The organism is Flexivirga sp. B27, assembly GCF_052905685.1.
The window spans coordinates 846,185-866,123 of record NZ_JBPYUM010000001.1; the positions used below are offsets into that span (position 1 = coordinate 846,185).

18 protein-coding genes are annotated in these 19,939 nt (G+C 66.7%); 6 read left to right on the forward strand and 12 right to left on the reverse strand.

The genetic code is table 11. The features are described from left to right. Positions 1-70: 70 nt before the first annotated feature. Both ppc and ACSZL9_RS03940 read right to left on the reverse strand, forming a co-directional pair. The gene (ppc, locus tag ACSZL9_RS03935) at positions 71-2,854 is read right to left on the reverse strand and encodes a phosphoenolpyruvate carboxylase (RefSeq protein WP_446664162.1); all 2,784 of its coding nucleotides are present in this window, start codon (positions 2,852-2,854) and stop codon (positions 71-73) included. A 77-nt stretch (positions 2,855-2,931) separates the two neighbouring features. Continuing rightward, the gene (locus ACSZL9_RS03940) at positions 2,932-3,186 is read right to left on the reverse strand and encodes a hypothetical protein (RefSeq protein ID WP_446664163.1); all 255 of its coding nucleotides are present in this window, start codon (positions 3,184-3,186) and stop codon (positions 2,932-2,934) included. On the opposite strand from ACSZL9_RS03940, the gene ACSZL9_RS03945 reads away from it, so the two are divergent. The 6 genes from ACSZL9_RS03945 (at position 3,173) to ACSZL9_RS03970 (ending at position 6,032) form a co-directional block, all read left to right on the forward strand. Beyond that, positions 3,173-3,373, forward strand: a complete 201-nt coding sequence (locus ACSZL9_RS03945; protein ID WP_446664164.1) for a TetR-like C-terminal domain-containing protein — start codon at positions 3,173-3,175, stop codon at positions 3,371-3,373. The two genes, ACSZL9_RS03940 and ACSZL9_RS03945, sit on opposite strands and share 14 nt — an antisense overlap. A 35-nt stretch (positions 3,374-3,408) precedes the next feature. Continuing rightward, positions 3,409-3,729 carry a hypothetical protein gene (locus ACSZL9_RS03950; RefSeq protein WP_446664165.1) on the forward strand — a complete coding sequence of 107 codons (321 nt, stop codon included), beginning with the start codon at positions 3,409-3,411 and terminating at the stop codon, positions 3,727-3,729. Beyond that, the gene (locus ACSZL9_RS03955; RefSeq protein ID WP_446664166.1) at positions 3,726-3,998 is read left to right on the forward strand and encodes a DUF4031 domain-containing protein; all 273 of its coding nucleotides are present in this window, start codon (positions 3,726-3,728) and stop codon (positions 3,996-3,998) included. Before ACSZL9_RS03950 ends, ACSZL9_RS03955 begins: the two co-directional genes overlap by 4 nt. A gap of 53 nt (positions 3,999-4,051) precedes the next feature. Then, positions 4,052-4,516 (forward strand): SRPBCC family protein, encoded by a 465-nt coding sequence (locus ACSZL9_RS03960; protein WP_446664167.1) that lies wholly within the window; start codon positions 4,052-4,054, stop codon positions 4,514-4,516. Positions 4,517-4,528: 12 nt separating this feature from the next. After that, the gene (locus ACSZL9_RS03965) at positions 4,529-4,945 is read left to right on the forward strand and encodes an HIT family protein (RefSeq protein ID WP_446664168.1); all 417 of its coding nucleotides are present in this window, start codon (positions 4,529-4,531) and stop codon (positions 4,943-4,945) included. Positions 4,946-5,168: 223 nt separating this feature from the next. Beyond that, on the forward strand, positions 5,169-6,032 hold the full coding sequence (locus ACSZL9_RS03970) for a universal stress protein (protein WP_446664169.1): 864 nt from the start codon (positions 5,169-5,171) through the stop codon (positions 6,030-6,032). 104 nt (positions 6,033-6,136) lie between these two features. Here ACSZL9_RS03970 and ACSZL9_RS03975 read toward each other — a convergent pair whose 3' ends face one another. The 10 genes from ACSZL9_RS03975 to ACSZL9_RS04020 form a co-directional block, all read right to left on the reverse strand. Then, entirely contained in the window at positions 6,137-8,239 is a 2,103-nt protein-coding gene (locus tag ACSZL9_RS03975; protein ID WP_446664170.1) for a S9 family peptidase, read from the reverse strand. A gap of 135 nt (positions 8,240-8,374) precedes the next feature. Further along, complete coding sequence (locus ACSZL9_RS03980; protein ID WP_446664171.1) at positions 8,375-9,196, reverse strand: carbohydrate ABC transporter permease; 822 nt, start codon at positions 9,194-9,196, stop codon at positions 8,375-8,377. Further along, entirely contained in the window at positions 9,193-10,161 is a 969-nt protein-coding gene (locus ACSZL9_RS03985; protein ID WP_446664172.1) for a carbohydrate ABC transporter permease, read from the reverse strand. The genes ACSZL9_RS03980 and ACSZL9_RS03985 overlap by 4 nt, the downstream gene beginning before the upstream one ends. Beyond that, the gene (locus tag ACSZL9_RS03990; protein ID WP_446664173.1) at positions 10,154-11,458 is read right to left on the reverse strand and encodes an ABC transporter substrate-binding protein; all 1,305 of its coding nucleotides are present in this window, start codon (positions 11,456-11,458) and stop codon (positions 10,154-10,156) included. Before ACSZL9_RS03990 ends, ACSZL9_RS03985 begins: the two co-directional genes overlap by 8 nt. Before the next feature lie 164 nt (positions 11,459-11,622). Continuing rightward, positions 11,623-15,189, reverse strand: coding sequence for a DNA polymerase III subunit alpha (gene dnaE / locus ACSZL9_RS03995; RefSeq protein ID WP_446664174.1), 3,567 nt, complete (start codon positions 15,187-15,189; stop codon positions 11,623-11,625). A 426-nt stretch (positions 15,190-15,615) separates the two neighbouring features. Further along, a complete protein-coding gene (locus ACSZL9_RS04000; protein WP_446664175.1) occupies positions 15,616-16,548 on the reverse strand; it encodes an RluA family pseudouridine synthase in 933 nt (310 codons plus the stop codon). Next, entirely contained in the window at positions 16,541-17,206 is a 666-nt protein-coding gene (gene lspA / locus ACSZL9_RS04005; protein ID WP_446664176.1) for a signal peptidase II, read from the reverse strand. Before lspA ends, ACSZL9_RS04000 begins: the two co-directional genes overlap by 8 nt. After that, on the reverse strand, positions 17,179-18,147 hold the full coding sequence (locus tag ACSZL9_RS04010; RefSeq protein WP_446664177.1) for a TraR/DksA family transcriptional regulator: 969 nt from the start codon (positions 18,145-18,147) through the stop codon (positions 17,179-17,181). The genes lspA and ACSZL9_RS04010 overlap by 28 nt, the downstream gene beginning before the upstream one ends. 288 nt (positions 18,148-18,435) lie before the next feature. After that, positions 18,436-19,569 (reverse strand): DivIVA domain-containing protein, encoded by a 1,134-nt coding sequence (locus ACSZL9_RS04015; RefSeq protein WP_446664178.1) that lies wholly within the window; start codon positions 19,567-19,569, stop codon positions 18,436-18,438. 91 nt (positions 19,570-19,660) lie between these two features. Then, entirely contained in the window at positions 19,661-19,939 is a 279-nt protein-coding gene (locus tag ACSZL9_RS04020; RefSeq protein ID WP_446664179.1) for a YggT family protein, read from the reverse strand.

Here is a 19,939-nt window from a genome sequence, read left to right on the forward strand (position 1 = left end):
AACCAGCTTGGTTCGGCGCAGCTGGGATCTCGATACGCTCCTTCATCGCTACTCGATCGACGTCGGCGGGTCAGCCGGAGTTGCGCAACGCCGTCGCCAGGCCGTTCATCGTCAGCAGGATGCCGCGCTGCACCTGCGGGTCGTCATCACCCTTGCGGTAGCGCCGCAACAGCTCGACCTGCAGGTGGTTGAGCGGCTCCAGGTAGGGAAAACGATTGAAAACAGAGCGTTTCAGCGCGGCGTTGTCCCACAGCAGATCTTCGTGACCGGTCACCCGCTCGAACATCCGCAACGTCCGCTGATGCTCATCCACGAGCTTGGAGAAGACCCGCTCCCGCAGCGCCTCGTCCTCCACCAGGTGTGAATAACGCTCCGCGATGCCGAGGTCCGACTTCGCCATCACCTGGGCGAGGTTGGACATCACCGTCTGGAAGAACGGCCACCGCTCGTAGTAACTGCGCAACCTCGCCAGCCGCGACTCGTCGTCGCCGACCCACTGCTCCAGGGCACTCCCCGTGCCGTACCAACCGGGCAGCATCACGCGAGACAGCGACCAGGACATCACCCACGGGATCGCCCGCAGGTCACTGATCTTCTTCGTCGCGCGGCGTGACGACGGGCGCGAGCCGATATTCATCGCACCGATCTCGGCGACAGGCGTCGACGTCGTGAAGTACTCCACGAAGCCGTCGGTGCGGTGCACCAGGTCCGAATACGCTTCCTTGGCCAGCGCAGCGATTTCGTCCAGGGCGGCGTAGGCATCGTCCGTGTCGTCGGCCAGTCCCTCGACGTCGAGCAGTGACGCTTCCAGGGTCGCCGCGAGCAGCGTCTCCAGGTTGCGGGTTGCCAGCTGCGCCTCGGCATACTTCGCCGCGATGATCTCGCCCTGCTCCGTCAGGCGCAACGAGCCACGCACCGCCCCCGGCGGCTGGGCGAGGATCGCCTCGTAGCTCGGGCCGCCACCACGACCGACGGTGCCGCCACGACCGTGGAAGAGCCGCAGCCGGATGCCAGTCTCCCGCGCGGCCTCCACCAGGTCGAGCTCCGCCCGGTAGAGCGCCCAGTTGGCGGCCATGTAGCCGCCGTCCTTGTTGGAGTCGCTGTAACCGAGCATCACCTCCTGCAGGCCGTCCTTGGAGTCCACCAGCTGCCGGTATGCCGGCACGGCGAGCGCCGCCCGCAGCGTGGTGGCCGAAAGCTGAAGATCCTCAATGGTTTCGAAGAGCGGGACGATGTTGACCGAGCAGGTCGCTCCCCCGGCGCCATCGCCCGGCGCGAGCAGGCCTGCCTCCTTCAGCAGCACTGCGGTCTCCAGCATGTCCGACACCGAGGTGCACATGCTGATCACGTGGTTCGGGATAGCCTCCGGCCCGAAGGTGCGCACGGCACGCGCCGCGGCCGCGGTGATCGCCAGCTCCTTGGTGGTCTGCTCGGTGAACTCGGCGCCCTCACCGACCAGCGGGCGCCGATTGGCCAGCTCGTCGGTCAGCAACTGCACCCGGGCGTCCTCGTCCAGCGACAGGTAGTCGCCGTGCACGCCGGCCCAGGCGAAGACCTCCGCGATCGTCTCCTCGTTGATCCCGGAGTCCTGTCGCAGGTCCAACCCGTAGAGGTGGAAGCCGAAAGTCCGCACCGCTTCACGCAATCCGAGCAGTCGGTCGTCGGCGATGAGCGACCCGGAGCCCTCCCGCAGGCTGGCGTCGATGATGTCCAGGTCGGCCAGCAGCTCCGCTGCCTCGTCGTATGGCGCCGCGCCCGGCACCTCGAAGGCAGCGTCGAACCAGTCGCCGAAGAAATGACTGTGGGTCGCGGACAACCGGCCGCGGATCCAGGAGATGACCTGCCGGAAGGGCTCGTCGGACCGCTCATCGGTGGTGTTCTGTGTCGCCAGCTCCAGCAGCTCCGGCGAGGTGGGCGTCATACGCACCGAGAAGGAGAATTCGTCCTCCAGCTTCTCCAGCTCGGTCAGGTAGTGCTGGATCGCCGTCTGCGCGGCGCGCCCGCTGGCGGTCGACACGACATCGGCGGTGACATTCGGGTTCCCGTCACGGTCGCCGCCGATCCACGAACCTGCCCGCAGCACAGGCTCTTTCGCGACCTGCGCCGTCGGATAGCGGGCCTCCAGCTCATCCCGGACGCGTGCATTGAGTTGCGGCATCACCTCGAAGAGCGATGCCTCGAACCACCGCAGCCCGACCTCGATCTCGTCGGTGATGTCGACCCGCCGCAACCGGATCAGCGCGGTCTGCCAGAGCGTCAGGATCTGCAGTCGGATCACCCGCTCCCCCGACGCCAGCTCCGCGTCGCTGAGGTTGCCCTGCTCCCGCCGGCGCATGACCTCCTTGATGCGTGCCTGGGTCTGGATGACGGTGCGCCGCCGCGTCTCGGTCGGGTGCGCGGTGATGACCGGCACGACGGTCGCACCACCGAGCGCGTCCCGCACCGTGTCGTCGGTCAGCTTCGCCTCGTCCAGCTTGCCGAAGGTCGCTGCCAGCGAACCGTCGATCGGTGGCTCGCCGGCGTTCACGTGCATCGCCCGGCGTCGCTCGCGGTGCAGGTCCTCGGCGAGGTTGGCCAGCAGGGCGAAGAGGCTGAACGCGCGCACCACCTTCATCGCGTCCTTGGTCGGCAGGTCGTCGAAGATCGCCGCGAACTCATCGCGGTGCTCCTCCCGCCGACGCACCGCGAACGCGCGGGTGCGTGCCTCCTCCACCAGCTCCAGGACCTGTTCGCCTTCCTGGTCACGGATCACCTCACCGAGGATCCCGCCGAGCAGGCGGATATCCTCGCGCAGCGGCTCGGAGGCGGCGCGCCCTTGCTCGGTGACGTCGAAGGCCAGCATGTGATCGAACATGGCCCCCAGCATGGTGCCTAGGCTCCCATCATGTGGGCATTCGTCTTGCGAAGTGAGCAAGATCGCATGACGTCCGGTCAGTTGCGAACTGGCCGTTCGGCCACCGGCAGGGTGAAGCTGCCCACGGACGCAACCACGGCGAGCGTGGTGAAAACCCAGAAGGCCCAGTGGAATTCACTGACCACGCCGTGACCGGCGAGTGCTTGGAGCAGGACCGCACCAGGAGCCACACCGAAGGCGCCGCCCAATTGTTGCAGCGCGCGGGTCTGCATCGACGCATGCGGCACCTCGGAGGGAGTCAGCCCGACATACGCACTCGTGACGATCGGCACCCGCTTGGTCATCGACCGTGCGGTGGAACGCGGCGAGATCGACCCCGAGCGCGCAACGGATCTCGTCCTCGCCGTCCCCGCGGATCTGGTGCGGGAGCGACTCCTGCTGACGCACCGGAAGGTCTCCCGCGCCGAGGTGGAGGCGATCATCGACGAGGTGTTCCTGCCGTTGGTCAGCCCGCACTGACACCGGATCACCCCGACGCTTGTAACCTCGGACCGATGACTTCCACCGACGCCACCATCACGGTGACCCTGCGCCCGCACTGGATCAACGGGTGGTTCCTTCGTGCGACCGCACGGCCGGTGGTGCAGGTCGACGACACCGATCATGTCGCGCGCTGGGGCAAGCCGCTGCAGCTGACGGTGCACCCCGACCACCACCGGATCCGGGCCTTCTTCCGTTACCGCGGCACGAAATCGCGGCTCGGCACAACCGAACGCGGTGTCGACATCGCCGCCGGCGACACCTGGAGTTTCGTCGCCCGAGGCGGATTCACCAACTCGTCCGGCCTGCGCTTCATCAAAGTTGCCCGGGCGTGACCGTCCTGATCGACCCACCCATGTGGCCGGCACACGACCGACTCTGGTCGCACCTGGTCAGCGACCAGTCGTATGACGAACTGCACGCATTCGCAACCACTCTCGGCATACCCCGGCGGCTGTTCGACCACGACCACTACGACATCCCCCAGGAGCGGTATGCCGAGGTCGTCGCCGCCGGCGCGACCGAGGTGAGTGGCACGATGCTCATCCGCCGGCTGATCGCGAGCGGCCTGCGTGTGCGCGAGCGCGACCGTCATCAGTCGTGACCCACGCTTCTTGGTAGGTTCGACGAAAACCATTCGACGCAGCAAGGATTCGTATGTCGAGCAACCTCGAGGTCGCCATCGAGATCAACGCGACGCCGAAGCAGGTGTGGGATGTCGCGTCCGATCTGCGTCGTATGCCGCGGTGGAGCCCGTCGACCCGGAAGGTCTTCCTGCGCGGCGGAGCGCTCACGGCCGGCAGCACGATGGTCAACGTCAACCGGATCGGGCTGCGTGTCTGGCCGACCACCAGTCGGGTGGTCGACTTCGATCCGGGCAAGCGGATCGCGTGGCGGATCAAGGAGAACCACTCCGTCTGGAGCTTCGACCTCGAGCCGCTGGACGACAACACGCGCACCCGCCTCGTGCAGACGCGTGACGTCTCGGGCGGCACGTCCAAGGTGTCCAAGATGCTGATCAAGAAGCTCCTCGGCGGCGAGCAGAGCTTCGAGCAGGACCTGACCGAGGGCATGCGCCAGACACTGCAGCGCATCCGCAACGACGTCGAATCCGCTTCCTAGACAGGCACTTTCGTGACTGACTGCGTGTTCTGCGCGATCGCCAGCGGCGACGACGACGCTCACGTCGTCGCGCGCACCGAGCACACCGTCGCCTTCCTCGACAATCGACCGGTCTTCAAAGGGCACGTGCTGATCGTCCCGACGCAGCACGTCGTGACCGTGCCGGACCTGCCCGACGAGCTGCTCGCACCGTTCTTCGGCGAGGTCCGCCGCATCGCGGCCGTCATACCCGAAACGCTCGGTGCACAGGGCACCTTCGTGGCGATGAACAACAAAGTGTCCCAATCGGTTCCGCACCTGCACTGTCACGTCGTGCCGCGCACCAAGGGCGACGGGTTGCGCGGCTTCTTCTGGCCACGGGTCAAGTACGCCGCTGGTGAGCAGGCGGACTATGCGCAGCGGCTGCGCGACGCGCTCGAACACCCCTGACAGGCGACAGGACAGCGACGGGGCAAGGACAGAGCACTGACGGAAGCCCGTCACCGGCCGCTCCGACGGCCCGCGGCATACCCCGGCAACTTCGCGCTGCCGGTCAGATCGTTATCAGCATCCACTCAGGGTTAGTGCTTAACTTGAAATAGGCGGGGGTGCGCCCCGCGACGACGGACGCCGCACGAGGCAACCGCCGCCAAGGTCGACGCGGAGGTCAACCATGGAAGGCTCACTGCAACCCGGAAGTGTCGTCGTGGGGATCGACACATCAACGTCCTCGATGACCGCACTCGACTGGGCCGCCGACTACGCCCTGAGCACCCATTCACCCGTGCATCTGGTCCACGGTTTCAGCCACGACCGGCCCGACCTGGTCTTCAACATGGGCGCCGAGCCGGAGAAGTTGTATGCCGCCGGCGAGCGCGTCCTGACCCGCGGCCGCAACCGGGTGCTGCTGAAGGACACCGCCGCGAGAGTGACGACGTCCCACCCCGACGGCTACCCGGCAGCAGCCCTCGTGCGAGCCAGCGCACACGCCAAGCTGGTGGTTCTCGGATCGCACGGCGACAGCATGCTGCACATCTCATCCCTCGGTGAGACCGCGCACCAGGTAGCGGCGCACGCCAAGTGCCCGGTCGCGGTGATCCGCAAGGAGGCCGACTCGGCGGCATACGGCCGCATCACCGCCGGGGTCGACCGCTCCCCCCACAGTCGCAAGGCGCTCGGCTGGGCATTCGAGGAAGCAGCACGCACCCAGTCCGATCTGCGCGTGATCCACATCTGGCAGCCCGACGACGCCAAGGACCCCGGCCTCGGCAGCGCCGACTGGCAGTCCTACATGGCGACGGCACGCTCGCAGATCGAGGCCGCGGTTGCCGACCAGAAGCAGCAACACCCGTCGGTCAAGGTGCAGACCGAGCTGGTCGACGGCAACCCGACCCGCACGCTGGTCGAGAAGTCGCACGACAGCGACATGGTCGTCATCGGCGCGCGCGGCATCGGCGGATTCGAGGGACTGACTCTCGGTCGCGTCGCGGTCGACCTCCTGTCGCACGCCACGTCGCCCGTGTTGATCATGCACTGAACACAGCCGAGCCAAGACGCTGGTCGAGTAGGCGAGCCGCTGGGCGAGCCCGTATCGAGACCCCGGAAGGTCTCGACACGTCCGGTCGCGCCTCACGCACTCGATCAGCGTGAAATGCCGAGGCGGTCCAGCAGGAACGCGAACTCGAATGCAACCTGCCGCCACCCGTCGTAGCGACCGCTGCGCCCGCCGTGCCCGGCGGCGATCTCGGTCTTGAGCAGGACCGGCCGCGCCGGGTCGGTGTCGACGGTCGCACGCAGTCGCTGCACCCACTTGGCCGGCTCGACGTAGAACACTCGGGTGTCATTGAGGCTCGTGGTCGCGAGGATCGCCGGGTAGCGCGTCGCGCGGATGTTCTCGTAGGGGGTGTAGGACTTCATGTAGGCGTAGGCCTCGGGGTCCTGGATCGGATTCCCCCACTCCTGCCACTCCCCCGCGGTCAGCGGCAGCGACGGGTCCAGCATGGACGTCAGCGCGTCGACGAACGGCACGTCGGCATGGACCGCGGCATACAGCTCCGGCGCGAGGTTGACGATGGCGCCCATGAGCAGGCCACCGGCCGAAGCACCTTCTGCCACAAGGCGATCCCGATGCACCCAGTGCAGATCGACCAGCGCGCGGGACGCCGCGACGAAGTCGGTGAAGGTGTTGCGTTTCGCCTGCAGCTTCCCGTCGTCATACCAGGAGCGACCGAGCTCGCCGCCGCCGCGGACGTGCGCCACCGCGCACACAACGCCGCGGTCCAGCAGCGACAGGCGCGCGACCGAGAAGTGCGGGTCCCACGAGGCTTCGTAGGAGCCGTAACCGTAGATGTATCCGGGGTTACTCCCGTCCGCCTCGACGTCCCGGCGCCGCATCAGCGACACCGGCACGCGCACTCCGTCGTCCGCGGTGACCCACACACGCTCCTCGGTGTAGAGCTGCTGGTCGTAGCCGGGCACTGCCTTCTGCTTGAGCAGACTCAGCTCGCCGGTGGTCGGCGAGTAGTCGAGCACACTGCTCGGCGTCAACCACGACGTGAGAGCCAATTGCACTGTGTCCGTGTCATATTCGGGATTTGCACCGAGCCCCAGGGTGTGCAGCTCCGGCTCCACGGGTATGGCGCGAGGCTCCCCCAGCGTCCCGTCCTCACCCTTGGGCAGCAGACGAAGCGTCCGCAGCCCGTCGTGCCGCATCGTCACCACCACGAAGCGCGCGAACGCGTCCACCCCGAGGATCCGGTCGCCGTCCCCACCGGTCATCACCGGGGTCCAATGCTCGCGGCCGGGCGACGCCAGCGGCGCTTGCGCGAGGTCGAAGTCGACCCGAGTCGCGTTGTGCACCAACAGGATCCGATCGCCGTCGACCTCCACGTCATAGTCCAGGCCGTCGACCCGCGGCTGCACGACCTGCAGCTCCCCTGTCGCGTCGGCGAGGTCCAGCAGGTGCGCCTCGGTCGTGGTGCTGGAGCCGATCATCACGATCAACCAGCGCTCATCGCGGGACTCCCCGATCATCAGGGCGAACTCCTCGTCGCCCTCCCGGATGACCAGCACGTCCTGCTCGACGGGAGTGCCGAGCTCGTGGCGCCATACCTCATGCCAGCGCCATGCCTCGTCGCGCCGGGTGTAGAACAGGTGGCGCCCGTCGAGCGACCAGACGACGCCGTTGCCGATCCGGCGGACGGTGTCGTCGAGCACCTCACCCGTGGCGGCGTCGCGCACCGACAGGTCGTAGATCTCGTCGCCCGCGACGTCGAGGCCGATCGCGACGCGGGCACCGTCGTGGCTGACCGCGAGATCGGACACTTCGAAGAAGTCGTGACCCTGCGCCTCGGCATTGCCGTCCAGCAGCACCTGCTCGCCGGGAAGCGACTCCCCCGGCTGTGGATCGGGCCGCTGGTCACCCGCCCGGTATGGCGAGCGCGCGTGCACGGCATACTGCTCGCCCTCGATGGTCCGGGTGAAATACCACCAGTCGCCCATCCGCACCGGCACCGACAGGTCGGTCTCCTGGGTGTGTGCCTTGATCTCGCCGAAAAGCTTGTCCGCCAACGGTTTCAGATGCTCGGTGAGCGCGTCGGTGTAGGCGTTCTCGGCCTCCAGGTGCGCGATGACCTCCGGTGACTCCTTGTCGCGCAGCCACTCGTAGTCATCGACGAAGGTGTCGCCGTGGAAGGTGCGTTCGGTCGGCAGTCGGCGGGCTTGTGGCGGCTGGGGAGAAGTCACCGGACCAGCCTACGCATCTCGCCGACAGGCCCCTCGATTGCCCAGCGGCCCCTCGATTCGGGGGTATTCAGGAGTGAATCGGAGGGCCTGTCGGCAATCCGTGGGCCTGTCGGCGAAGAGGGGCCGCGAGGGCAGTCACTCGTTGATGCCGGTTTGTTCTACTCCGGCGACGATCCAGCGCTGCAGGAAGAGGAACATCAGCAGCAGCGGCACCATCGAGACCAGCGCGGCGGTGAACATGCCGGACAGGTCCACCGACTGCGCCGTGATGTATGTCGACAACGACACCTGCACGGTCCACGCCGACTGGTCCTGGCCGATCACCAGCGGCCAGAGGAACGAATTCCAGCTGCCGATGAACGTGATGGTCGCGATCGCGGCGGTGAACCCCCACGAGTTGGGGACCACTATCGCGAGGAACGTCCGCATCGGACCGGCGCCGTCGATCCGTGCCGCTTCCTCCAACTCCTTGGGGAAGCCCAGGAAATACTGCCGGAAGAGGAACGTTGCCAACGATTGGAAGAGCCCGGGGATGATCAGCCCGCGCAGCGTCGACACCCAGCCGAGCGACGACACCATCACGAACGACGGCACGAACGTCACCGCCGCCGGGATCAGCAACGTCGCCACGATCAGGTAGAAGACGGCGTTCGCATAGCGCACCGTCGACCGGGCGAGGCCGTATCCCGCCATACCCGAGATCACCAGCACCAGCACGGTCTGCGTCACCGACATCGCCAGCGAATTGAACATGCTGCGCGCCAACGGCACGGCCGAATTATCAAAGGTGTCAGCGAAGTTCGACCATTGCGGGTCGGTCGGGAACCAGGTCCAGTGATCGATGCCGACCAGCTGCTGCTCGCTGGACAGCGCACCGCGCAGCAGCAGGTAGAACGGCACCAGGAAGATCACCGCTGCGGCGGTGAGCACGAAGTAACGGGCGGCCTTGACACTCATACCTCGCGCCTCCCGATGCCGGTGAAGCGGCCCTGCACCAGCGCGAAGATCGCGATGATCAGGGTGAGTATGACGGCGCCGGCACTGCCGTCACCGAAGTCCTGCCCGTTGCCGAGCGCCACATTGAAGAGATAGACCAACGGCGGCCGCGCGTAGGGCGGGTAGCCGCCGGTCGTCGACAGCACGTTGTAGAACTCGTCGAACGCCTGGAACGCGTTGACCAGCAACAGCATCAGCACCGCGGTCGAGGTGGCACGCAGCTGCGGGAAGGTGATGTAGCGGAACGCCTTCCACCCGGTCGCGCCGTCCAGCGCGGCCGCTTCGTAGAGCTGCTTGGGCACCCGTTGCAGCGCGGCGAGGAAAAGCACCATGAAGAAGCCGACCTGCAGCCACAGGCGCACCGTGACCAGCACCAGCCAGTACCACGGTGGGTGCACCACCGACAGCCACGCGATCGGAGCACCGCCGACCCAACCCAGCACGGTGTTGACCATCCCGGCGGCCGTCCCGCCGAAGAGCGAGTGCCGCCAGATCATCGCCGCGACGACATAACTGCACGCCGTCGGCAGGAAGAACACCGACCGGAAGAACGCCTTGGCGTGCTTGACCCCGTTGACCAGCACGGCCAGCCCCAGCGACAGCACGAACGTCGTCGGCACGATGAACACCGCGAAGAGGACGAACGTCAGCAGGCTGGAGCGGAACGCAGAGTCCCCGAGCATCCGGGTGTAGTTGTCGAACCCGACGAAATGCGTTGGGGTGACGGTGTTTCGAGCGTCGTAGAAGCTCAGCCACACACTCCACAGGATGGGTATGACGACGAAGACCAGCAGCCCGGCGACGAACGGACCGACGAAGATCCAGAACCACAGGTGTGGGCTGTCGGTCCACCTGCGCCGCGGGTTCACCGACCGCGTCGTCGATCGCGTCGGTGAACCGGTCGGCTCGACAGCCTGCTCAGCCACCGATCCGCTTCAGCTCCGCAGTCACCGTCTTGGCGACCCCGGCAAGGCTCTTGGCCGGGTCCGCACCGGAGCGGACGATCTTGTCGATGGCGTCGGTCATCGCGGTGGACGACTTCGGTGACCACAGCAGCGGCGTCTGCGGGTGCCCGTAGCTCTTGAGGTAGCCGGCAGCTGTCTTCGCCTCTCCGGACTGCAGTTTCGTGGCCTTCTCGATCAGACTCGTCCGCGACGGGACGTGGAAGCCGTAGCTCTGTGCGAAGTCGAGCTGGTCATCGGTCTGGTCGACCCACAGCCACTTCAAGAACGCCTTGGCCGCCTCCACGTCCTTGGCCTTCGCGCTGACGCAGGAGGCGTAGGCACCGACCGGCACCGACGGCTTGCCGGCGGAGCCGATCGACGGGAAGGGCAGCACGCCGAAGTCGTCGCCGAGCTTGTCCTTGAGCATCGGGAAGTTCCACAGACCGGTCCACTGCATCGCGGTGAGCCCGCTGGTGAGCGCTCCCGGGTCGGACCAGTCGGTGGGGGCACCGAGCAGCAGGTGCCCGGACTTGAAGAGGTCGTGGAACTTGCCCAGGGCCGACGCCACGTCGGCGTTGTCGAAGTCCGGCTTGTTGTCGTCGGTCAGGTAGTCGTGCCCGCTGCTCCACAGCACCGGGCCCGCCAGCACACTTGCGCCACCGTCGTTGCCCAGGAAGAGACCCTTGACCTTGCCGGTGGTGAGTTTCTTTGCGGCAGTGACCAATTCGTCGAGCGTCTGCGGCGGCTCGACACCGGCGTCCTTGAGCATCGACTTGCGGTAGACGAACAGCTGCATGTCGACGACCTGCGGGATGCCATAGATCTTTCCCTTCCACGTCATACGCTCCAGCAGTGACGGGGTGAAGTCACTCTTGGCGTCGCCGTAGAGGTCGGTCAGATCCACGACCTGCTTGCCGGTGATCATGTCGATCGTCGGACCATTGCCGTATTCGAAGACGTCCGGGCCGGACTTGGTCAGCAGCGCGGCTGCGGACTTCTGGTCGTAGTTGCCCGGGATCCACTGCACCTTCACCGTGGCCTTCTTGTATGCCGCGGCGTATTTCTTCACCGCCTGCTCGGTGCCCTGCTCGCCGTACTGGTGATACCACTGCGCGATCGAGCCGCCGCCACCGCCGCTGCTACCTCCACTGCCTCCGCTGCCGGAGGAACGACCGGTGTTGCCACCGCACGCCGCCAGCGCGCCCGCGGCCAGGATGCCGCCGCCGGCGGCAAGCAATTGACGCCGTGACGGCACGACAGGGCTCGAATAACGCTTCATGATCGAAAACATATCGTTTCGAACGGTAAATCGGCCGGATTGACGAGGGTCTCGATACACCTCCCCCGCTTCGGCACCCCACGAAGTTTCTCCCCCGCTTCGCTCCTCCGAATACTTCGCGGGGACCCCGCCCGCTCCTCCGGCACTCGACCCGCTTTGCGGCGCTATCCCACCAGGCAGGCCGGGCCGAGCAACGCCTTGAGGTCGCCGAACAGCGCCGGCGACGCCGTCACCCGCAACCCGTCGTCGAGCCGCACGGTCACCGACCGGCCCGGCTGGGTGAGCTTGAGGTGCACCTCGGTGGCCCCGGGGTGCTCCCCCAGGACGCCCTTGAGCCGCTGTGCCAGACCGTTGTTGGCACGCACCAGCGGCAACGTCAGCACAACCGGGCCACGCACGTCGCCCTTCAGCTCCGGGATCGTCAGCTCCTGCGCCGACAACGAGATCGAGTCGTCCCGCTCCATCACCCGGCCCTTGACGACGCACACGGTGTCGGGGCTGAGCATGGTGGACACCGTCATGTAGGTCTTGGCGAAGAACAGCACCTCGACACTGCCCTCGAGGTCCTCGACCGTCGCGATCGCCCACAACTCACCGCGCTTGTTGCGCTTGAGCTGCAGCCCGGTGATCAGCCCGGCGATGGTGATCATCGACCCGTCCTTGGGCGCGTCGTCACCGCGCAGCTTCGCGATCGAGACGTCCGCGTGCTGGGCGAGCACGTGCTCGATGCCGAAGAGCGGATGGTCGGAGACGTAGAGCCCGAGCATGTCCCGCTCGAAGGCCAGCTTGGTCTGCTTGTCCCACTCCATCTCGGGGATCGGCGGCAGCGCGGCCAGGCTCACGCCCTCGTCGTCGCCGAACCCGGCGAACAGGCTCTCCTGGCCCTGCTCGCTCTTCTTGGCCTCGTCGGCCAGGGAGTCGACATAGGTCTCGTGTATGGCGACCAGACCCTGCCGGGTGTGTCCCAGATCGTCGAAAGCGCCTGCCTTGATGAGGGATTCGACGGTGCGCTTGTTGCACACCGACGTGCCACCCTTGCGCAGGTAGTCGTCGAACGAGGAGAACTTGCCCTTGTCCTCGCGAGCCCGCACCGTGGCGTCGACGACGTGGTCGCCGACGTTGCGCACTGCACCCAACCCGAAGCGGATGTCCTCACCGACGGCGGTGAAGTCGTGCACCGACTCATTGACCGAGGGCGGCAGCACCTTGATGCCGAGCTTGCGGGTGTCGGCGAGGTAGATCGCCATCTTGTCCTTGGAGTCACCGACCGAGGTGAGCAACGCCGCGGCATACTCCGCCGGGTAGTTGGCCTTCAGGTATGCCGTCCAGTAGCTCACCAGCCCGTAACCGGCGGTGTGCGACTTGTTGAACGCATAACCGGAGAACGGCAGCATGACGTCCCACAGCGCCTGGGTCGCCTCCGGGGAGAAGCCGTTCTTGATCATGCCGGCGGAGAAGTTGTCCCACTCCTTGGCCAGCACCTCGGGCTTCTTCTTACCCATGGCCCGGCGGAGCAGGTCCGCGCCGCCGAGGGTGTAGCCCGCGAGCTCGCGGGCGATGGCCATGATCTGCTCCTGGTAGACCAGCAGGTGGTAGGTGGTGCCGAGGATCGGCTCGAGAGCTTCCTCAAGCTCCGGGTGGATCGGGGTGATCGGCTGTCGGCCGTTCTTGCGCTCGGCGTAGTTGACGTGCGCGTTGGCGGCCATCGGGCCGGGCCGGTAGAGCGCCAGGACGGCCGCGATGTCCTCGAATCGGGTCGGCACCATCAGTCGCAGCAGGCTGCGCATCGCGCCGCCGTCGAGCTGGAAGACGCCCAGGGTGTCACCGCTGGCCAGCAGCTTGTAGGTCTTCGCGTCGTCCAGGGGGATGCCTTCGGTGGTGATGGTCTCGCCGCGGTTGGATGCGATGTTGTGCAGCGCCTGGTCGATGATGCCCAGGTTGCGCAGACCCAGGAAGTCCATCTTGATCAGGCCCATGTCCTCGCACTGCGGGTAGGAGAACCCGGTGATGATCGTGCCGTCCTTGTCCCGACGGTGCATCGGGATCAGATCGAGCAGCGGGGCCGACGACAGGATGACCGCAGCGGCGTGCACACCGGTGCCGCGGATCTTGCCCTCCAGGCCGCAGGCGGTGTCGAAGACCTTCTTGACCTCGGGCTGTGCCTGGATCATCGCGCGGAAGTCGACGCCCTCGGCGTAGCGCGGGTGGCTCTCGTCGTAGGTCGCCGACAGCGGGACACCCTTGCCCTGCACGTCCGGGGGCATCGCCTTGGAGATCTGGTCACCGAGGCTGAACGGGAAACCCAGGATGCGGTTGGCGTCCTTGATCGCCGCCTTCGCCTTGATGGTGGAGAAGGTGTTGACCTGAGCGGTGTATTCGGCGCCGTACTTCGCGGTGACGTATTGCACCATCTTGTCGCGCTGGCGGTCGTCGAAGTCGAGGTCGACATCCGGCGGGTTGATGCGCTCGGGGTTGAGGAACCGCTCGAAGAGCAGCTCGTGCTCCAGCGGGTCCAGCTCGGTGATGCGGGTGAGGTAGGCGACCATCGAACCGGTCGCCGAACCACGTCCCGGGCCGACCGGCACGCCGTTGTCGCGCGCGTACTTACAGATGTCGGCAACGACGAGGAAGTATGACGAGAAGCCCATCGGCTCGATGACCTTCATCTCGGTCTCGATCCGGTCGAGCACCTCCTGGCTCGGGTTGTCGCCGTAGCGCTCCTGCAGACCGACCTTGATCTGCTCGCGCAGGAACGACGCCTGCGTCTGGCCCTCCGGCACGTCCGGGAACTGCGGCATCCGGTCGACATACTCGAAGACCTCGCTGTAGTCACCGATCATCTCGGCGACGCGCAGCGTGTTGTCGCACGCCTCGGGCAGCTCGCGGAAGAGCTCGCGCATCTCGTCATTGGACTTGAGGTAGTAGCCCGAACCGTTGAACTTGAACCGGCCGGGGTCGTCCTTGTTCTTGCCGACACCGATGCACAGCAGGTCGTCGTGGCTGTCGGCCTGGTCCTCGGTGACGTAGTGGCTGTCGTTGGTCGCCAGCAGCGGTATGTCGAGCTTCTTGGCAATGTCCAGCAGGCCGGATCGCACGGACCGCTCGATGTCCAGGCCGTGGTCCATCAGCTCCAGGAAGTAGTTCTCCTTGCCGAAGATCTCCTGGTATGCCGCCGCGGCCGCGAGCGCCTCGTCGAACTGCCCCAGCCGCAACCGGGTCTGCACCTCACCGGACGGGCAGCCGGTCGTGGCGATGATGCCCTTGGCGTGCTCGGCCAGCAGCTCGCGGTCCATGCGGGGCTTCATGTAGTAGCCCTCGAAGCTGGCCAGCGAGCTCAGCTTGAAGAGGTTGCGCAGGCCGGGGGCGTCCTTGGCCCACATCGTCATGTGCGTGTAGCGACCGCCACCGGAGACGTCCTTGCCGCCCTCGCCGTCGACGTTGGCGTCGCGCTTGCCGCCCGGCGCCCAGAACTCCTGCTTGCGCGAGAAGCGGGTGCTGGGTGCGACATAGGCCTCGATGCCGATGATCGGCTTGACCGGGGAATCCTTTGCGGCACCGAAGAATTCGTAGGCCGCGAACATGTTGCCGTGGTCGCTCATCGCGATCGCCGGCATGCCCAGTCGCTCGACCTCCTCGAACATCTTCCCGACGTTGGCGGCGCCGTCGAGCATGGAGTATTCGGTGTGCACATGCAGGTGCACGAAGTTGGCGGAGGCGGCAGGATCGGACATCGCGATGAGTCTAAGTCCGGGGTCGGACAGGACGGTCAGGGCACGCGGATCCGTGACGGATGATGCTGGTGGTATGGCGGTTGGGGCGGTTCGTCATACCGGCGCATCCCAAACGGCGACCGTTGCCGGTTGTGCACGCGTTCCGAGGCGGATCGATGTCACAGACAGCAACCGTTGCCGGTTATGCACGGCGTGCGACGCAATCGGCAGCCAAACCGGCGACCGTTGCCGGTTACGCACGCGCTCCGGCACGATTCAGCCTCATAAGCGGCGACCGTTGTCAGTTGTGCACGCCAGTCTCCGGTATGCCGCAAACAACCAGCGACCGTTGCCGGTTGTGCACGCCAATCTCCGGTATGCCGCGCACAACCCACAACCGTTGAGGCTTGTGCACACGCGGCCGAACCCCGGGCGTCGAATCGCCGCCTACGCGTCGCGGGCGATCTCCAGGGCACGCTCGAGGTCTGCGGGATAGGGACTGGTGAAGGTGACGTGCTCCCCCGACCCCGGGTGCGTGAAACCGAGCTCGACGGCATGCAACCACTGCCGGTCCAACCGCAGCCGCTTGGCGACCGTCGGGTCGGAGCCGTAGACCGGGTCACCGACCAGCGGGCGGTGCAGCGCGGCGAAGTGCACGCGGATCTGGTGCGTGCGACCGGTCTCCAGGTGGATCGTCAGCAGGCTCATCGACCGGAACGCCTCGAGCAGCTCGTAGTGCGTGACGCTCTCGCGGCCGGACTGCATCACCGCGAACTTGTAGTCGTGCCCCGGGTGCCGACCGATCGGCGCCTCGATGGTGCCGACGACCGGGTCGGGCAGGCCCTGCACCAGCGCGTGGTAGGTCTTGTCGACGGTGCGGTCGCGGAACGCCTGCTTGAGCACCGTGTATGCCCGCTCGCTCTTGGCCACGACCATCAGTCCGCTGGTGCCGACGTCGAGGCGCTGCACGATGCCCTGCCGCTCCGCCGCGCCAGAGGTCGAGATGCGATAGCCGGCGGCCGCCAGACCGCTGACCACGTCGGGCCCGTCCCAGCCGACGCTGGGGTGCGCCGCGACACCGGCCGGCTTGTCGACCACCACGATCTCGGTGTCGTCGTGCACGATCCGCAGGCCTTCGACGAGTTGCGGCTTGACCTCGGCGACGCGGGGGCCGACGCGCTCCGGCATACGGACTTCGAGCCATTGGCCGGCGCTGACGCGATCGGACTTGCCGACCACCTTGCCGTCGACCGTGACCTCACCGTCGGCGGCCAGCTGCGCCGCCTGGGTGCGCGAGAAGCCCAGCACCCGGGCGATCGCGGTGTCGACTCGCTCCCCCTCGAGGCCGTCGGGTATGCCGAGGGCCTTCACTTCACTCACCGGTGTCGTCTGCCTTTCCGTCCGCGTTGTCCTTCGCGCTCGCCTTACTGTCCGGGCTCGCCTTGCCAGCCGCGGTGTCGTCCTCGTCCGCTCCTGTCGTGGCACGCCGCCCGTCCAGGCCGACACCGAGGAACGCCAGCAGCGCGATCAGGCAGGCCGCGCTGACGACACAGATGTCGGCAACGTTGAAGATCGGCCAGTGCGGCAGCTCCAGGAAGTCGACGACGTGTCCCTTGCCGCCGCCCGGGTCCCGCACGAAGCGATCGGTCAGGTTGCCCAGTGCGCCACCGATCAGCAATCCGAGCGCGCACGCCCAGGGCTTGCTGCGCAGCCGGCGCGCGATGAAGATCGTCACCACGATGACCACGCTCGCCACGATGGTGAGCACCCAGGTGGCATTGGTGGCGATCGAGAACGCCGCACCCGGGTTGTGCGTCAGGTGCAGCTGCAGCAGGCTCCCGACCAATTGCTTGGGCCGCATCGGGTCCAGCGCGGAGGAAGCCCACGCCTTGGTCGCCTGGTCCAGCCCGTAGCCGACAACCGCGACGCCGACCAGCAGCGCGATGAGCTTGCCGGACGGACGGTTGGGTGCAGGAGTGGCTGCCTGCTCGTCGTCGACCGGCTCGGGGCTCAGCGGCGCTCCTGCTGTGCCTTGCACGTCAGGCACAGCGTCGCCCGCGGGAATGCCTGCAGCCGGAGCTTGCCGATCGCGTCGCCACAATTTTCACAAACTCCGTAGGTGCCGTCGTCGATGCGTTCGAGCGCATGCACCGATTGTTCCAGCAGGTCCCGGGAGTTCTGCGCGAGGGAGTACTCGTGCTCCCTCTCGAACGTCTTGGCGCCGGTGTCGGCCTGGTCGTCTCCGGCACCGTCGCCGCTGTCCTTGATGAGGCCGGCGATGTCGTCCTCGAAGCCGCTGAGCTCGTGCGTCAGCCGCTCGATGTCGGTCTCGAGCTCGGCCCGGACAGCCGCGAGTTCCTTTGCAGTCCAAGGGGATTCGTCGTCGCGAACCTTCAGCTTGCGGGTCGTGGCGGTCTTCGGGGCCGGCTTCGCGGCCCGGTCAGCGGTGGTTTTCGTGGCAGCCTTCTTCGTCGGGGCCGTCTTCGCGGCAGTCTTCGTGGGTGTCGCCTTCACCGGCGCGGCTTTCTTGGCGGGTGCCTTCTTCGCCGCCGTCGCCTTCACCGGCGCAGTCTTCGCGGCCGTCTTCTTGGCCGTCGTTTTCTTCGCCGTTGTCTTGGCAGTCGCCTTCTTGGCTGTTGTCTTCGTCGGCGCCTTCTTGGCCGCCTTCTTCGCAGCTGTCGCCTTCGCCGGCGCAGCCTTCTTGGCGGCTGCCTTCTTCGCAGTTTTGGCAGTCTTGGTGGTCTTCGCCGTCTTCGCAGCCGCGGTCTTCTTCGCAGGCACCGCCTTCTTCGCAGTGCTCTTGGTCGCAGCCGCCTTCTTCGCGGTCTTCTTCGCAGTCTTCTTGGTAGCTCCGGAACTCGCGGAGCCGTCGCTGCGGCGGGCAGCCTTGGCGACAACACCCGACGCCTTGCGCAGGGCAGTCGTCACGCGGGATCGGCCCGTGGAGCTGGACGTTGCGGCCGTCTTCTTGGCGGGCATCGCATCCTCTTCCTCTCGCAGCGGACCGGCGCACCCGGTGGATGAACAGGAGACCGCCCCCGAACTGACTGCGGGCAGGATAAGCGACCCGCCGCCGACATACAACGAAATTGCCGCGCGCCGCCGCGATCCGTCCGCCATAGGCGTGACCAGTCGCCACCACCGCTGCCGAACGGCACCAAGCAGCCGCCCGACAGCCGCAAACCGCCGGACAAGGGGCACCTCACCTCGATCGGTTCAGTGACCCCTGTCCGGCGGTCTACGTCGTATGGCGGACGGGCCGACGGCTCAGTTGTCGGACTTCGGCTTGTCGTCCGTCGCCGTCTGGTCCAGCTGCGTGAGGTGCTGCTCGATGTAACCGCGCAGCTTGTTGCGGTAGTCGCCCTCGAAGGAGCGCAGCTGCTCGATGTGGCCGCTGACCTTGTCGCGCTCGGAGTTGAGCTCACCGAGGATGGAGTTCTTGCGCTCCTCGGCCTCGCGGACCATCTTCTCGGACTTCTCGGTGCCGGTGCGGACCAGCTCGTCGTGCTTGCTCTGACCGGTCGACAGCAACTCGTCGTGACGGCTCTGCGCGGTGTTGATCAGCTCGTCGTGGCGAGTCTGCGCCGCGTTGATCAGCTCGTCGTGCTTGTTGTGCGCCGCGCCGATGAGCTCGTCGCGCTTGGCGTTGGCCTCACCGACAACCTTGTCGTGGTGCGCCTGCGCGTCGCTGATCAGCCGGTCGCGCTTGGTCTCGCCCTCGCGGACGTGCTCGTCGTGCACACGCTGCGCCAGCGCGATGACTCCGGCAGCGCCCTCGGTCGACGCGAGCGCCGAGACGTCGGTCTTGCCGTTGGCGTCGCCGGCCTTGAGCTGGCCGGGCTTGACGTCCGCCTGCTGCTGGGGCTCGGCCTTCGCCGCCGCCGCGCGCTGCTGCTCGGCGACACGCTGCTGCTCGGCAAGCTGCGCCTGCTCCTTCTTGGCGGCCGCCAACGCGCTCTGCGCCTGGTCCAACTCCGCCTTGGTGCGGGTCAGCTCCTCCTTGGCGGACTTGAGGTCGGCCTGCGCGGTCGACAGCTGCTGCTGGGTCTTCTCCAGGTCGGCACGGGCAGCCTTGGCCGCCTCGGCGTCCTTGGCGGTCGGAACGACCTGCGTCTTGTCAGCGTCGTCGTTGCGACGGCCCACGGGCGTGAGCGCCGGGACGGCGGAGGCCTGGGACGAGCCCTGGCCGGAGTCGGCTTCGCTGCGGCCGGGAACGCCCTTCGAGCGACGGCAGTCCTCGAGCTTGGACGTAACGTCCTCGTTCTCAGCGTTCAGCCGACGCAGCTCGACCACGATCTCGTCGAGGAAGTCGTCCACCTGGATCTCGTCGTAACCGCTACGACCGAAGCCCTTGGGCTTGGTGAACTCCTTCTTGACCACGTCTTCTGGCGTCAACGCCATGTGTGCACCTCAGTTGAAACGTCAGGACGGAGAGCAGGTGTGTCCAGGTGGACACGCAGCACTCACCGCAACAATCGGATAAATATCGTGCTCACTTTAGGACACCGAGCAGCAAAGAGACAGCCAGGATCAGGATCAGGAACGCCAAGTCGAGGCGAACTTGCCCCAACCGCAGCGGCGGAACGACCCTGCGCAGTGCCTTCAGCGGCGGATCCGTTGTGCTGTATATGGTTTCGGCTACCACGAGCACGGGCCCACGCGGACGCCAACTGCGGGCGAAGACCTGGACCCAATCCAGCACCAGCCGGCCGAGCAACAGGATGAAGAACACATAGAGCAGCAGCGACACCACGCTGAGGACGGCTGACAT